The 16,985-nt window shown below is 73.4% G+C and carries 1 protein-coding gene; it reads left to right on the plus strand.

The genetic code is table 11. From position 1 onward, the window contains the following. The first annotated feature begins 6 nt into the window (after positions 1-6). On the plus strand, positions 7-16,971 hold the full coding sequence (locus AC07BS_RS04325; protein ID WP_478930329.1) for an SDR family NAD(P)-dependent oxidoreductase: 16,965 nt from the start codon (positions 7-9) through the stop codon (positions 16,969-16,971). The last annotated feature ends 14 nt before the right edge of the window (positions 16,972-16,985 follow it).

Raw genomic sequence — 16,985 nt, forward strand, 5'->3', positions numbered from 1 at the left:
GAGGCTCTGATGGCTGCTTCCCAGGAGAAGGTCCTTGAAGCCCTCCGTGCTTCGCTCAAGGAGCAGGAACGACTCCGCGAGCAGAACCGCGCGCTGACCGCCGCGTCACGCGAGCCGATCGCGATCGTCGGCATGGCGTGCCGCTATCCGGGCGGCGTGCGGTCTCCGGAGGACCTCTGGCAGCTGGTCGCCGAAGGCCGGGACGCCATCTCGGAATTCCCGTCCGACCGCGGCTGGGACGTCGAGCGCCTCTACGATCCCGAGGCGCGGACCCCCGGCACGTCGTACACGCGGGAGGGTGGCTTCCTCCACGATTCCGCGACGGAGTTCGACCCGGCCTTCTTCGGGATCTCGCCGCGCGAGGCGCTGGCGATGGACCCGCAGCAGCGGCTGCTGCTGGAAGCCTCCTGGGAAGCGTTCGAGCGCGCCGGTGTGGACCCGGCCGGACTGCGTGGCAGCCGGACCGGCGTCTTCGCCGGCGTCATGTACCACGACTACGTGGACCTCGTCGGCAAGGACGCCGACAACGCCGGCTTCGTCGGCACCGGTACGTCCGGAAGTGTGGCCTCCGGCCGGGTCTCCTACACCCTCGGCCTGGAGGGCCCGGCCGTCACCGTCGACACCGCCTGCTCCTCCTCCCTCGTCGCGCTGCACCTCGCGGCGCAGGCCCTGCGCAACCGCGAGTGCGAGATGGCGCTCGCGGGCGGCGTCACCGTCATGGCGACGCCCGGCACGTTCATCGAGTTCAGCCGCCAGCAGGGCCTGTCCAAGGACGGCCGCTGCAAGGCGTTCTCCGTGAACGCGGACGGCACCGGCTGGGCCGAGGGCGTCGGCATGCTGCTCCTGGAGCGGCTGTCGGACGCGCGGAAGAACGGCCACCGGGTCCTGGCCGTCATCCGCGGCTCCGCCATCAACCAGGACGGCGCCAGCAACGGCCTCACCGCCCCCAACGGCCCGTCCCAGCAGCGCGTCATCCGTGCCGCGCTCGCCAACGCCCGGATCTCCGCCGAGCACGTCGACGTCGTCGAGGCGCACGGCACGGGCACCTCCCTGGGTGACCCGATCGAGGCCCAGGCACTGCTCGCCACCTACGGCCAGGACCGTGCCGACGACGAGCCCCTGTGGCTGGGCTCCTTGAAGTCCAACATCGGCCACACCCAGGCCGCCGCCGGTGTCGGCGGCATCATCAAGATGGTGATGGCCATGCGGGAGGGTGTCCTCCCGCGAACCCTCCACGCCGACGAGCCCACCACGCACGTCGACTGGTCGGCGGGCGCCGTCCGGCTCCTCGACGCCTCCCGGCACTGGCCGGAGACCGGCCGGCCCCGCCGCGCCGGCGTCTCCTCCTTCGGCTTCAGCGGCACCAACGCCCACGTCATCGTCGAGCAGGCCCCCGAGCCGGCGACGACGGACACCCCGGCGGCCGACGCCGCCGACGCCCCAGCCGTCGTGCCGTGGGTGCTCTCCGGCCGCGGCGAACGAGCCCTGGCCGCCCAGGCCAAGGAGCTCCTCGGCCACCTCGGCCACCACCCCGCGCTCACCACGCACGAGGTCGGCCGCTCCCTCGCCCTCGGCCGCGCCCGCTTCGAGCACCGCGCCGTCCTCCTCGCCGCCGACCGGAGCGGCTACGAGGAGCTCCTCGTAGCCCTGGCCGACGGCCGGCCCACCCCCGGACTCGTCACCGGCGTCACCACCGACCCCGTCGAGAAGACCGCCTTCGTGTTCCCGGGTCAGGGTTCGCAGTGGGTGGGGATGGCTGTCGGTCTGCTGGAGTCGAACGAGGCTTTCGCGGAGCGGTTGACGGCGTGTGAGCGTGCGCTGGAGCCGTTCGTGGACTGGTCGTTGACCGGTGTGCTGCGCGGTGCCGAGGGTGCTCCTGGTTTCGACCGGGTGGATGTCGTCCAGCCCGCGCTGTGGGCCGTGATGGTCTCCCTGGCCGAGGTCTGGCGTTCGTACGGTGTCGTGCCGTCGGCCGTCCTGGGCCATTCGCAGGGTGAGATCGCGGCTGCTGTTGTGGCCGGTGCGCTGTCCCTGGAGGACGGTGCGCGCGTGGTGGCGCTGCGGTCGCGTGCGCTGCTGGAGATCGCGGGCCGCGGTGGCATGGTGTCCGTACCGCTGTCCGTGGCCGAGGCGCGGGAGCTGATCTCGCGCTGGGACGGTCGTGTGTCCGTCGCCGCCGTGAACGGTCCGTCGTCGGTGGTCGTTTCGGGTGAGGTGTCGGCGCTTGACGAGCTGATGGCGCACTGCGAGGCGGAGAACGTCCGGGCCCGTCGTATCCCCGTCGACTACGCGTCGCACTCGGCGGCCGTCGAGGAGATCGAGGAGCGGCTGCTCAGCGAGCTCGCCCCGGTCACCCCGCTGGCTCCCCAGACCCCGTTCTTCTCGACGGTGACGGGGGAGTGGCTGTCCGGTGCGGTCACTGATGCCGCGTACTGGTACCGCAATCTGCGTCAGACGGTCGAGCTCGCGGACGCCGTGTCGTCCCTGGCTCAGCAGGGCTTCGGTGCCTTCATCGAGGTCAGTGCCCATCCGGTGCTGACGGTTCCGGTGCAGGAGACCCTGGAGGGCACGGACGCGGTGGTGCTGGGCACCCTGCGGCGTGACGAGGGCGGCCCGGAGCGGTTCATGACCTCGCTGGCCGAGGCCCACACCCGCGGCATCGCCCTCGACTGGAACACCCTCGTCGCCGAGCCCCGGGCCACCCACGTCGACCTGCCCACCTACGCGTTCCAGCGCGAGCGCTACTGGCCCAAGGCGACCGTGGGCACCGGTGACGTCACCTCCGCCGGCCTCGGCTCGGCCGACCACCCCCTGCTGGGCGCGGCCGTGCCGCTCCCCGAGTCGGGCGGCTTCCTGTTCACCGGGCGGCTCTCCCTCGACAGCCACCCCTGGCTCGCCGAGCACACCGTCTCCGGCACGGTGATCCTCCCCGGTACCGCGTTCCTTGAACTCGCCGTCCGCGCCGGCGACCAGGTCGGCTGCGGCCGGCTCGAAGACCTCACCCTGTCGGCACCGCTGGTCCTGCCCGCGAGCGGTGGCGTCCAGCTCCAGGTCGCCGTCGGCTCCGAGGACGAGACCGGTCACCGTACGCTGAACGTCTTCTCCCGCCCCGAGGACGCCCCGGACGACGAGCCGTGGGCCCGTCACGCCACCGGCGTCCTCGGCGCCGGCGGCACGGGCGCCCCCGCCGCCGACCTCTCCGTCTGGCCGCCCGCCGGCGCGGAGCCCGTCGACTCCGTCGACGCCCTCTACGAGCGACTCGGCGCCGGCGGCCTCGGCTACGGGCCGGTGTTCCGGGGGCTGCGCGCCGCGTGGCGGCACGACGACACGGTCTACGCCGAGGTCGCCCTGCCCGACGGCACGGACACCGACGGCTTCGGGCTCCACCCCGCGCTGCTCGACGCCGCCCTGCACGCCATCGGCCTCGGCTCCTTCGTCACCGACACCGACCGCACCCACCTGCCCTTCTCGTGGGCCGGGGTCACCCTCCACGCCATCGGCGCCGGCGCCCTCCGCGTCCGGATCGCGCCCGCCGGCGCGGACTCCGTGACGATCGACGCGGCCGACACCTCCGGTGCCGCCGTGGCCTCCGTCGAGTCGCTCGCCCTGCGCCCCGTGGCCGCCCAGCCGCTCGGCGACGGCTCCACGCGCCTGGAGTCCCTCTACCGGCTCGACTGGCCCGTCCTGCCGCTCCCCACGAGCACGCCCGGTACGTCCGGCGTGTCCTGGTCCGTCATCGGCGACGGGCTCGACGACCTCGCGCGGCGGGTCGGCGTCGACGCCGTCCACCACACCGACCTGGCCGCCCTCCTCGCGGCCGGACCGGTCACCGGGCTCGTCGCCGTGGCCGGCACCGCACCGTCGGCCGGTACCGACCTCCCCACCGCCCCCGAGGCGGCACGCGCCGCGACGCACCGCGCCCTGGACCTCGTACAGGCGTGGCTCGCCGACGAGCGCTGCGCCGGCGCCCGGCTCGTCCTGATCACCCGGGGCGCGCTCGCCATCGGCGGCGAGGAGTCCGCCGACGCCGCCCAGGCCGCCGTCTGGGGCCTGGTGCGGTCCGCGCAGTCGGAGAACCCCGACCGGTTCGTGCTCGTCGACCTCGACGACGACCCCGCCTCGTACGCGGCGCTGGGCGCGGCCCTCGCCACCGACGAGCCGCAGATCGCCCTGCGGGCCGGAACGCCGCACGCCGCCCGGCTCGCCCGGGTGAACCGCCCCACCCTGCTGCCGCCGGCCGACGCCGCGGCGTGGCACCTGGACACCACCGGCCGGGGCACCCTGGAGAACCTCCGGTTCATCCCGGGCGACGAGGCGGACGTCCCGCTGGAGGAGGGCCAGGTCCGCATCGCGGTCCACGCGGCCGGCCTCAACTTCCGCGACGTCCTCAACGCCCTCGGCATGTACCCGGGCGCGTCCCCCCTGGGCCTCGAAGGGGCCGGCGTCGTCGTCGAGACGGGTCCCGGCGTCGACCGGTTCGTGCCCGGCGACCGCGTCTTCGGCCTCTTCGGCAACGCCTTCGGCCCGGTGGCCGTCGCCGACCACCGCATGATCGGCCCGATGCCCGACTCCTGGACCTTCCACCAGGCCGCCGCGATCCCCGTCATCTACCTGACCGCCTACTACGGCCTGATGGACCTGGGCGGCCTCCGGGCCGACGAGAAGGTGCTGATCCACGCGGCGGCCGGTGGTGTCGGCATGGCCGCCGTGCAGCTGGCCCAGCACCTGGGCGCGGAGGTGTACGGAACGGCGAGCCCGGGCAAGTGGGACACCCTGCGGGCCCTGGGTCTGGACGACGCCCACATCGCCAACTCCCGCACCCTCGACTTCGAGCAGCAGTTCCTCGACGCCACCGACGGCCAGGGCATGGACGTCGTCCTCGACTCCCTCGCCCGCGAGTTCGTTGACGCCTCGCTCCGACTCCTGCCGCGCGGCGGCCGCTTCCTGGAGATGGGCAAGACCGACATCCGCGACGCGGAGGAGGTCGCCGCCGCGCACCCGGGCGTCGCCTACACCGCCTACGACCTCGTCGACGCGGCGGGCCCCGACCGCATCCGGGACATGCTCCTGGAGATCATCGCGCTCTTCGAGGCCGGCGGCTTCCAGCACCTGCCCCTGACCCACTGGGACGTCCGCGACGCCCTGGAGGCCTTCCGGTACCTCGGCCAGGCCCGGCACGTCGGCAAGATGGTCCTCACCATCCCGCAGGACCGCCGCCCCGACGGGACGGTGCTCCTCACCGGTGCCACGGGAACGCTGGGCGCCCTCGTCGCCCGCCACCTCGTCACCGAGCACGGCGTACGCCACCTGCTGCTCACCAGCCGCCGGGGCGCCGACGCGCCCGGCGCGGCCGAACTCCGCGACGAACTCACCGACCTCGGCGCGAGCGTCACCCTGGCCGCCTGCGACGCAGCCGACCGCGAGGCGCTGGCCGAGCTGCTGGCCTCCGTACCGGACGAGCACCCGCTCACCGGCGTCTTCCACATCGCCGGTGTCCTCGACGACGGCGTCATCGAGTCGCTCACGCCCGAGCGCGTCGACACCGTGCTGCGGCCCAAGGCCGACGCGGCGTGGAACCTCCACGAGCTGACCCGCGACCTCGACCTCACCGACTTCGTCCTCTTCTCCTCCGCCGCCGGCACCTTCGGCAACCCCGGCCAGGCCAACTACGCCGCCGCCAACGCCTTCCTGGACGCCCTCGCCCGGCACCGGCGGTCCCTGGGCCTGCCCGCCAGCTCCCTCGCCTGGGGCCTGTGGGCCGACGCCAGCACCATGACCGGCGCCCTCGGCGACGCCGACATCGAGCGCATCGTCCGCAGCGGCGAAGCGCTCACCGCGGAAGAGGGCATGGCCCTCCTCGATACCACTGCCCGCCTCGCCGACCCGGTGCTCGTCCCCCTGCACCTGGACACCGAGGCACTCCGGGCCCAAGCCGGCCCGGACGGCGTGCCGCCGCTGTTGCGCGGCCTCGTCCGTACCCCCCTGCGGCGAGCCGTCGAATCCGACAGCGGCGGCACCGCCGACACCCTGCGCGACCGCCTCGCCGCCCTCGGCCACGCCGACCGCGAGCGCACCCTGCTGGACCTGGTCTGCGGCAACGTCGCCACGGTCCTCGGCCACGCCGGCACCGACCTGCTCGACGGCGGCCGCGCCTTCAAGGAACTCGGCTTCGACTCGCTGACCGCCGTCGAACTCCGCAACCGCCTCAACGCCGCCACCGGCCTGCGGCTGCCCGTCACCCTCGTCTTCGACTACCCCACGCCCAAGGCGCTCGCCGAGTACCTCCGCGCCGAACTCGTCGGCGACGCCGACCAGGCACCCGCCGCGACGAGCGGTCCCGTCCGCCCGGCCGGGCAGGGCGTGGACGACGAGCCCATCGCCATCGTCGGCATGGCCTGCCGCTTCCCCGGCGGCGTCGGCTCCCCGGAGGACCTCTGGCGCCTCGTCGTCGAGGCCGGCGACGCCGTCTCGGACTTCCCCGGCGACCGCGGCTGGGACCTCGACCACCTCTACGACCCCGAGGCGAAGCGCCCCGGCACCTCGTACACCCGTGAGGGCGGATTCCTCTACGACGCCGCGCAGTTCGACGCCGCGTTCTTCGGCATCTCGCCGCGCGAGGCCATCGCCATGGACCCCCAGCAGCGCCTGCTGCTGGAGACCAGCTGGGAGGCCTTCGAGCGGGCCGGCATCGACGCCACCACCCTCCACGGCAGCGACACCGCCGTCTACGCGGGCGTCACCTACCACGACTACGGCTCGCGCCTGACCGGCGTCCCGGAGGAGGTCGAGGGATTCCTCGGCACCGGCACCTCCCAGGCCGTGCTGTCGGGCCGCGTCTCCTACGCGCTCGGGCTGGAGGGCCCGGCGGTGACCGTCGACACGGCGTGCTCGTCGTCGCTGGTCGCCCTCCACCTGGCCGTCCAGGCCCTGCGTAACGGCGAGTGCTCCCTGGCGCTCGCGGGCGGCGTGACCGTCCTCGCCACCCCCGGCACCTTCGTCGAGTTCAGCCGTCAGCAGGGCCTCGCCCGCGACGGCCGCTGCAAGGCCTTCGCCGGTGCGGCGGACGGCACGGGCTGGTCAGAGGGCGTGGGCATGCTCGTGGTCGAGCGGCTGTCGGACGCGCGGAAGAACGGTCACCAGGTGCTGGCGGTCGTCCGTGGCTCGGCGATCAACCAGGACGGTGCGTCGAACGGTCTGACGGCGCCCAACGGCCCCTCGCAGCAGCGGGTGATCCGTGCCGCGCTGGCGTCGGCGGGTCTGTCGGCGGCGGACGTGGACGCGGTCGAGGCGCACGGTACGGGTACGACGCTGGGTGACCCGATCGAGGCCCAGGCGCTGCTGGCCACGTACGGCCAGGACCGTCCCGAAGACGGCCGGCCGGTGTGGCTGGGCTCGCTGAAGTCCAACATCGGCCACGCGCAGGCCGCCGCAGGTGTCGGCGGTGTCATCAAGATGGTGATGGCGATGCGTGAGGGTGTGCTTCCGCAGACCCTGCACGTGGACGAGCCCACGCCGCACGTCGACTGGGCCGCGGGCGCGGTCGAGCTGCTCACGGAGGCCATGGCATGGCCGGAGCGGACGGAGGGCGCGCCGCGTCGTGCGGGTGTGTCGTCGTTCGGCTTCAGTGGCACGAACGCGCACGTGATCCTGGAGCAGGCGCCCGCGCTCGAGGGCGCTGAGGCTGCCGAGCCCGTGTCGCCGTCGGTCGATGGTTGTGTGGTGCCGTGGGTGCTGTCGGGTCGTACGCCCGACGCGCTGCGGGATCAGGCGGAGCGGCTGCGTTCCTTCGTGGCCGGGCGGCCTGGGCTGCGGGTGGCGGATGTCGCGTCGTCGCTGGTGGTGTCGCGGGCGACGTGGGAGCACCGTGCGGTGGTGAGCGGCGCGAGCCGCGAGGAGCTGCTGGCGGGGCTGGCTGAGCTGGCCGGTGGGGACGAGGCTGTCGGCGGGAAGCTGGCGGTGTTGTTCACGGGTCAGGGCTCGCAGCGGATCGGGATGGGACGTGAGCTGCGGGATGCGTTCCCGGCCTTTGCTGATGCCTTCGGTGCTGTGTGCGCTGAGCTGGATGGTCATCTGGAGCGTCCGCTTGTCGAGGTGATCGACGAGGACGGCGAGGCTCTGGACCGGACGGAGTACACGCAGGCCGCGCTGTTCGCGGTCGAGGTGGCGCTGTTCCGTCTCGTCGAGTCGTGGGGTGTGCGTCCGGACTTCCTGGCCGGTCACTCGGTCGGTGAGATTGCTGCGGCTCATGTGGCTGGTGTGCTGTCGCTGGCTGATGCTGCTCGGCTGGTGGCGGCTCGGGGTCGTCTGATGCAGGCGCTGCCTGCCGGTGGCGCGATGGTGTCGCTCCAGGCGTCGGAAGAAACGGTGCTGCCGCTTCTCGCCGGTCGTGAGGACGAGGTTGGTATCGCTGCTGTCAACGGGCCGCTGTCCGTGGTCATCTCGGGTGCCGAGGCAGCGGTTCTGGAGGTCGCCGAGGCCCTGGCCGCCGACGGCGTCAAGACCAAGCGTCTGCGGGTCTCGCACGCCTTCCACTCGCCGCTGATGGACCCGATGCTGGAGGACTTCCGCCAGGTCGTCGAGTCTCTCTCGTTCGCGCCGGCCTCCCTCCCCGTCGTCGCCTCCGGTGACGTGACGTCTCCTGCCTACTGGGTCGACCACGTCCGCGATGCCGTCCGCTTCGCCGACATCGTCGGTTCTCTGGAGAACCAGGGCGTCCGTACCTACCTCGAACTCGGCCCCGACGCCGTCCTGTCCGCCATGGGCCCGGGCTGCCTCGCCGAGGACGAGAGCGGTGTCTTCGTCACGGTCCTGCGCAAGGACCGTGACGAGGAGCGCACGGTCGTCGACGCCCTGGGTCGTCTCCACACCCGTGGTGTGACCGTCGACTGGCAGGCCTTCCTCGCCCCGTACGGCCCCCGCCGGGTCGACCTGCCCACGTACGCCTTCCAGCACGAGCGCTACTGGCTGGACGATGTGGCATCGGTCGTCGGCGATGTCGCCTCCGCCGGTCTGGGCGCGACGGACCATCCGCTGCTGGGCGCGGCGGTCGCTCTGCCCGATTCGGACGGGTACCTGTTCTCCGGTCGGCTGTCGCTGAGCACCCACCCGTGGCTCGCGGACCACGCCGTCGGTGGTGTGGTGCTGCTGCCGGGCACGGCCTTCGTCGAGCTGGCGGTCCGCGCCGGCGACCAGGTGGGTTCTGGTCTGCTGGAGGAGCTGACGCTCGAAGTTCCGCTGGTTCTCGCCGAGCGTGGTGCGGTCCAGCTGCGTGTCTCCGTCGGTGAGCCGGCGGACGACGGGCGGCGTGCGGTGGAGGTGTTCTCGCGTGCCGAGGACGCCCTGAGCGACGACCCCTGGGCACGCCACGCCACGGGTGTCCTGGCCGCCGACGCCCCTGTCGCCGACTACAGCCTTGCCGAGTGGCCGCCCGCCGGCGCCGAATCGGTCGACACCGACGGTCTGTACGAGGCTCTGGCCGAGGGCGGGCTGGAGTACGGTCCGGTGTTCCAGGGCCTGGGCAAGGCCTGGCGTGTCGGCGAGGACGTGTTCGCCGAGGTGTCGCTGCCCGAGAACACTGACGCCTCCGCGTTCGGTCTCCACCCGGCGCTGCTGGACTCCGCCCTGCACGCGATCGGTCTGGGCCGCTTCCTTGAGCAGTCCGACGAGGTGCGTCTGCCGTTCGCGTTCAGTGACGTGGCCCTGCACGCTTCCGGCGCCTCGGCTCTGCGGGTGAAGGTCTCGCGCTCCGGTGACGGCGTATGCCTCGCCGTGGCCGACGGTGCCGGTTCTCCCGTCGCCTCCGTGGGCTCCCTGGTGCTGCGGGCCGTGTCCGCGGACCGGCTGGCTGGTGCGCGTGACGGCCGTGATGGCTCGCTGTTCCAGGTCGAGTGGCCGGCGGTGGCGATTCCCGCTGAGTCCGGTGACGTGTCCGTGGTTGCTGCTGTGGGTGTGGTGCCTGCTGGGTTGGCGGATCGTTTCGCGTCGTTCGCTGGTGTGGAGTCCGTGGAGTCGGCGGATGTGGTGTTCGCCTTCGCTCCTGGTCAGTTGAGTGTCGGGGACGTCGCCGGTCAGGCCCTGGGTCTGGTGCGGTCGTGGTTGGAGGAGGAGCGTTTCGCTTCCTCGCGTCTGGTCGTGGTGACGCGGGGCGCTGTCACCACCGGTACCGGTGATGTGGTCTCCGATGTGGCTCAGGCTGCTGTGTGGGGTCTGGTGCGCTCGGCGCAGTCCGAGAACCCGGGCCGCTTCGTCCTCGTCGATGTCGACGGCACCGAGGCTTCGTACGAGGCACTGGCCGCCGTCCTCGCCCTGGACGAGCCGCAGCTTGCGCTCCGCGAGGGTGCGGCACACGCGCCGCGTCTGGCCCGGGCCGCTTCGACGACCGATGCGGCCCCGGTCTGGGGTGACGGTCCGGTCCTGATCACGGGTGCGACGGGCAGCCTCGGCGGCCTCGTAGCCCGCCACCTCGTGACGGAGCACGGCGTTCGTAGCCTGGTGCTGACGAGCCGTCGCGGCCTGGACGCACCGGGCGCGGCCGAGCTGCGTGACGAGCTCGCCGGTCTTGGAGCCGACGCGGCGGTCGTCGCCTGTGATGTCGCCGATCGCGACGCGCTCGCCGCGCTTCTGGCCGAGTACCCGGTCACCGCGGTTGTTCACGCGGCCGGTGTTCTGGACGACGGTGTCGTCGAATCCCTCACCCCCGAGCGTCTCGACACCGTTCTCCGTCCGAAGGCCGTGGCGGCCTGGAACCTCCACGAGCTGACCGAGGGCCTCGACCTGTCGGCGTTCGTGCTGTTCTCCTCCGCCGCCGGTGTCTTCGGTAACGCGGGCCAGGCCAACTACGCCGCCGCCAACTCCTACCTGGACGGGCTCGCCCAGTACCGCCGCTCGGCCGGTCTGCCCGCGACCTCCCTCGCGTGGGGTCTGTGGGCCGACGCCGACGGCATGGCCGGTTCGCTCGGTGACGCCGACAGGACGCGCCTGAACCGTTCCGGTCTGGTGGGGCTGGCGGCGGACGAGGGCCTCGCCCTCTTCGACGCCGGTGTGGCCACCGGCGCTGCGGCCCTGGTGCCGATGCGCTTCGACACCTCCGAGTTCGGCGCGCGTTCCGCGGCCGGGTCCGTGCCCGCCCTCCTGCGCGGTCTGATCCGCACCACGGCGCGGCGCACGGCCGGTGCGGCCTCCGGCGACGCCGGTGCGCTGACGCGGCAGCTGGCGGGGCTGGGCACGGCCGAGCGGGAGCGCGCGCTCCTCGACCTGGTCCGTACCCACGTGGCCGCCGTCCTCGGGCACGCGGGCCCGGCGGACGTGGAGCCCGCCCGCGCCTTCAGCGAGACCGGATTCGACTCGCTGACGGCCGTCGAGCTCCGCAACAGGCTCGGCGCGGCCACCGGCATGCGCCTGCCCGCCACCCTGATCTTCGACTACCCCAACCCGTCCGCCCTCGCGGAGTTCCTGCACACGGAGGTCTTCGGGACCGACGCGCTGCCCGTCGCCACCACCGCGACCAGGACCGCCGCCGCCGACGACGAGCCGATCGCGATCGTGGGCATGGCCTGCCGCTACCCCGGCGACGTCTCCTCGCCCGAGGACCTGTGGCGCCTCGTCGCCACCGGGACCGACGGCATCACCCGCTTCCCGGAGAACCGCGGGTGGGATGTGGAGGGCCTCTACCACCCGGACCCCGACCACCACGGGACCACGTACACCCGTGAAGGCGGATTCCTGCACGGCGCGGGCGAGTTCGACCCGTCGTTCTTCGACATCTCGCCCCGCGAGGCCGTCGCGATGGACCCGCAGCAGCGCCTGCTCCTCCAGACCACCTGGGAGGCGTTCGAGCGCGCGGGCATCGACCCCGCCTCCGCCCGGGGCAGCCGCACCGGCGTCTTCACCGGCGTCATGTACCACGACTACGCGGAGGTGGTGGGGCAGGCCATCGACAGCGCCGAAGGGTTCGTCGGTACGGGCAGCTCGGCGAGCATCGCGTCCGGACGCGTCGCGTACTCGTTCGGGCTCGAAGGCCCCGCGGTCACGGTCGACACGGCGTGCTCGTCGTCGCTGGTCGCCCTGCACTGGGCGATGCAGGCCCTGCGCAACGGCGAGTGCGAGATGGCGCTGGCCGGCGGTGTGACGGTGATGGCCACCCCCGGTACGTTCGTCGGCTTCAGCCGGCAGCGCGGCCTCGCCCCTGACGGCCGCTGCAAGTCCTTCGCGGACTCGGCGGACGGTACGGGCTGGTCCGAGGGCGTCGGCATGCTGCTCGTCGAGCGGCTGTCGGACGCGCGTCGGAACGGTCACCCGGTGCTGGCGGTCGTCCGTGGCTCGGCGATCAACCAGGACGGTGCGTCGAACGGTCTGACCGCTCCCAACGGTCCGTCCCAGCAGCGCGTCATCCGCGCCGCGCTCGCCTCGGCAGGCCTGTCGGCGGCGGACGTGGACGCGGTGGAGGCGCACGGTACGGGTACGACTCTCGGTGACCCGATCGAGGCGCAGGCGCTGCTGGCCACGTACGGCCAGGAGCACTCCGAGGACCGCCCGCTGTACCTCGGCTCGATCAAGTCCAACATCGGTCACACCCAGGCCGCCGCCGGTGTCGCCGGCATCATCAAGATGGTGATGGCCATGCGGGAGGGCGTCCTCCCGCAGACCCTCCACGCCGGCCGGCCCTCGCGGCAGGTCGACTGGGAGGCGGGCGCCGTATCCCTGCTCGCCGAGAACACGAGCTGGCCGGCGGCCGACAGGCCGCGGCGTGCGGGCGTCTCCTCGTTCGGCATCAGCGGTACGAACGCGCACGTGATCCTGGAGCAGGCGCCCGCGCTCGAGGGTGCTGAGCCCGCGCCGTCCGTCGACGGTGGCGTGGTGCCGTGGGTGCTGTCGGGCCGTACGGCCGGTGCGCTGCGGGACCAGGCGGAGCGGCTGCGGACGTTCGTGGCCGAGCGGCCCGAGCTGACCACGACTGACGTGGCGTTCTCGCTGGCGACCTCGCGCGCGGCACACGAGTACCGCGCGGTGGCGACCGGTGCGGACCGTGAGGAACTGCTGCGCGGCCTGGAGTCCGTCGTCGACGGTACGAACGGCGCGGCGGTGTCCGAGGGACGCCTGGCGGTGCTCTTCACCGGTCAGGGCTCGCAGCGGATCGGGATGGGGCGTGAACTGCGCGCCGCGTTCCCGGTGTTCGCCGAGGCGTTTGCCGCTGTCTGTGCCGAGCTCGACGTCCACCTGGACCGTTCGCTCGTCGAGGTGATCGACGAGGAGGGCGAGGCGCTGGACCGGACCGAGTTCACGCAGGCCGCGTTGTTCGCGGTCGAGGTGGCGCTGTTCCGTCTGGTCGAGTCGTGGGGTGTGCGTCCGGACTTCCTCGGTGGTCACTCGGTCGGTGAGATCGCTGCTGCTCATGTGGCCGGGGTGTTGTCCCTGGCCGACGCGGCACGCATGGTGGCCGCTCGCGGCCGCCTGATGCAGGCCCTGCCGACCGGCGGTGCGATGGTCTCCGTCCAGGCCGCCGAGGAAACGGTCCTGCCGCTTCTCGCCGGCCGCGAGGCCGAGGTCGGTATCGCTGCTGTCAACGGGCCGCTGTCCGTGGTCATCTCGGGTGCCGAGACTGCCGTTGCCGAGATCGCCGAGGCCCTGGCCGCCGACGGTGTGAAGACCAAGCGTCTTCGTGTCTCGCACGCGTTCCACTCGCCGCTGATGGACCCGATGCTGGACGACTTCCGCCAGGTGGTCGAGGGTCTGGTCTTCTCCGCCCCGTCCATCCCCGTCGTCGTCGCCTCCGGCGACATCACCTCCCCCTCCTACTGGGTCGACCACGTCCGCGACGCCGTCCGCTTCGCCGACATCGTCGGTTCTCTGGAGAACCAGGGCGCCCGTACCTTCCTGGAGCTCGGCCCCGACGCCGTCCTCTCCGCCATGGGCGACTTCGCCGACGCCGCCGTCTTCGTCCCGGCCCTCCGTAAGGACCGCGACGAGCAGCGCACCCTCGTCGAGGCCCTGGGCCGGCTGCACGCCCACGGCGTGTCCGTCGACTGGACGGCCTTCTTCGCCCCGTACGGTGCTCGCCGCGTCGACCTGCCCACCTACGCCTTCCAGCAGCGTCACTACTGGCCGCAGGCCGCCCCGCAGGCCGGGGACGCCGCCGGGCTGGGGCTCGTGGCGGCCGACCACCCGCTCCTCGGGGCCGCCGTGCCGCTGCCCGGTTCGGACGGTCTGCTGCTCACCGGGCGGCTGTCGCTGCGCACCCACCCCTGGCTGGCGGAGCACTCGTTCTCGGACGTGGTGCTGCTGCCGGGCACGGCGTTCGTCGAGCTGGCCGTCCAGGCGGGCGACCAGGTCGGCTGCGGGCTGCTCGACGAGCTGACTATGGAGGCGCCGCTGGTGCTGCCGGAGTCGGGTGCCGTTCAGCTCCAGGTCGTGGTCGGTGCCTCCGGCGAGGCCGGGCGGCGGACCCTGGAGATGTACTCGCGGGACGAGGGCGCCTCGGACGCGGGCCCGGACCCGGTCGACCCGGACCTCGCGTCCGCCGTCTGGATCCGGCACGCGACCGGTGTGCTGGCTCCGGAGACCCGCGAGGCGGACTTCGACCTGGCGGCCTGGCCGCCGGCCGGCGCCGAGCCGGTCGGTCTGGACGGGCTGTACGCGGGGCTGGCCGGGATCGGTCTCGGCTACGGTCCGGTGTTCCAGGGGCTCAGGGCCGCCTGGCGCCGTGACGGCGAGGTCTTCGCCGAGGTGGCGTTCCTCGGCGATCTGACGGACACGGAGAACACCGAGGGCGCGACCGCGTCCTTCGCTCTCCACCCGGCCCTGCTGGACTCCGCGCTCCACGCCATCGGCCTCGGCGGCCTGGTGGCGGGCGACGGGGAACCGGTTCTGCCGTTCTCCTGGAACGGTGTCTCCCTGCACGCGACGGGTGCCGCGCGACTGCGCGTGCGGCTCGCCGCGGCCGGGGGCGACGCGGTGTCCCTGCGGATCGCGGACGGTACCGGCGCTCCCGTCGCGTCCGTCGAGGCGCTGGCCGTACGCCCCGTCTCGGCCGAGCAGCTGAAGGGCGCGCGGCGGGAACACCAGGACTCGCTCTACCGGATCGACTGGACCGAGCCGCGCCTCGCCACCGCGGAGCCGGCCACCCGGTTCGTCGCGGTCGGCACGCTGCCGGAAGGCTTCGGCGGCACCGTGGAGACGTACGCCGGCCTGGCGGACATCGACGAGGTGCCCGGCACCGTCCTCGCGTTCCTCCCGTCCGACGCGCTGTCCGACCCGGCCGAGGCGGCGCACGCGGCCACGGCCTGGACGCTCGCGCTGGTGCGGGAGTGGCTCGGCGACGAGCGGTTCGCCGGTTCGCGGCTGGCCGTGGTGACCCGTGGCGCGGTCGCCGTGGGCGACGCCGACGGTGACGTGGATCCCGCGCAGGCGGCGGCGTGGGGCCTCGTGCGCTCCGCGCAGACCGAGAACCCCGGCTCCTTCGTCCTGCTGGACCTCGACGACGACCCGGCCTCGTCCGCACGGCTCGGCGCGGCGCTCGCCCTGGACGAGCCTGAGCTCGCCCTGCGGGCGGGTGCGCCGCACGCGCCCCGGCTGGCCCGTGTCGCGGCGGCCGCGGACGGAACCGCCCCGGCGACGCCCGTGTTCGATGCCGAGGGGACCGTCCTGGTCACCGGCGCCACCGGTGGTCTGGGCGCGCTCTTCGCCCGTCACCTGGTGGACGCGTACGGCGTGCGCCACCTGCTGCTGGCCGGCCGGCGGGGCGCGGAGGCGCCCGGTGCCGAGGCGCTGCGCGCGGAACTCGTCGCGGCGGGTGCCGAGGTGACGCTGGCGGCCTGCGACGTGGCGGACCGCAAGGCGCTGTCCGAGCTGCTCGCCACGGTCCCCGCGGACCGTCCGCTGACCGGTGTCGTCCATCTCGCCGGCGTCCTCGACGACGGTGTGGTGGAGTCGCTCAGCCCCGAGCGGGTGAGCGCCGTGCTGCGGCCGAAGGCCGACGCGGCGTGGAACCTCCACGAGCTGACCCGGCACCTGGACCTGTCGGCGTTCGTGCTGTTCTCCTCCGCCGCCGGTGTCTTCGGCAACGCGGGCCAGGCGAACTACGCGGCGGCGAACGGCTTCCTGGACGCGCTGGCACATCACCGGCACGCGCACGGCCTCCCGGCGACCTCGCTCGCCTGGGGCCTGTGGGCGGAGACGGGCGGCATGGGCGAGACCCTCGGGGGCGCCGGGAGCCGGCGGATCTCCCGTTCCGGGATGGGAGCCCTCACCGCCGATCAGGGCCGGGAGCTGTTCGACGCGGCGCTGGCCGCCGGCGAGCCGCTGCTGGTGCCCGTCGCGCTCAACCTGGCCGCCCTGCGCGCTTCGGCCCAGGAGACGGGACGTCCGGTGCCGCCGCTGCTGCGCGGCCTGGTGCGGGTGCCCGTCCGGCGGGCCGCCGGCGCCGACGCCTCCGGCACGGCCGAGGAGCTCGTGCGGCGCCTCCAGGGCCTCGACGCGGACGAGCGGGCGCAGGAGCTCCTCGACCTCGTGCGCGGGCAGGTCGCGGCCGTCCTCGGCTACGACAGCCGCGAGGACGTCGAGGCGGCGCGGGCGTTCAGCGAGCTCGGCTTCGACTCGCTGACCGCCGTCGAGTTCCGCAACCGCATGAACACGGTCACCGGTCTCCGGCTGCCCGCCACCCTGGTCTTCGACCACCCCACGGCCAGCGCGCTGGCCACCCACCTCGGGGCCGAACTCCTCGGCTCCGACGACGGCGAGACGACCGTGCTCACGGCGTTCGCCGAGCTCGACCGGCTGGAATCGCTGCTCTCCGGAATCACCGAGGACGACGTCGCGCGCTCCCGCGTCACGGCCCGCCTCAAGGAATTCCTGACGAAGCTCAACACAACACAGGACGCGCGGGACGCGGCCGACGGCGCGACGGTCGCGCAGAAGCTCGACTCCGCGACCGACGACGACATCTTCGCGTTCATCGACAACGAACTCGGGATCTGACGTGGCTGACGCGA

It is taken from the genome of Streptomyces sp. NPDC044063 (genome assembly GCF_056434285.1).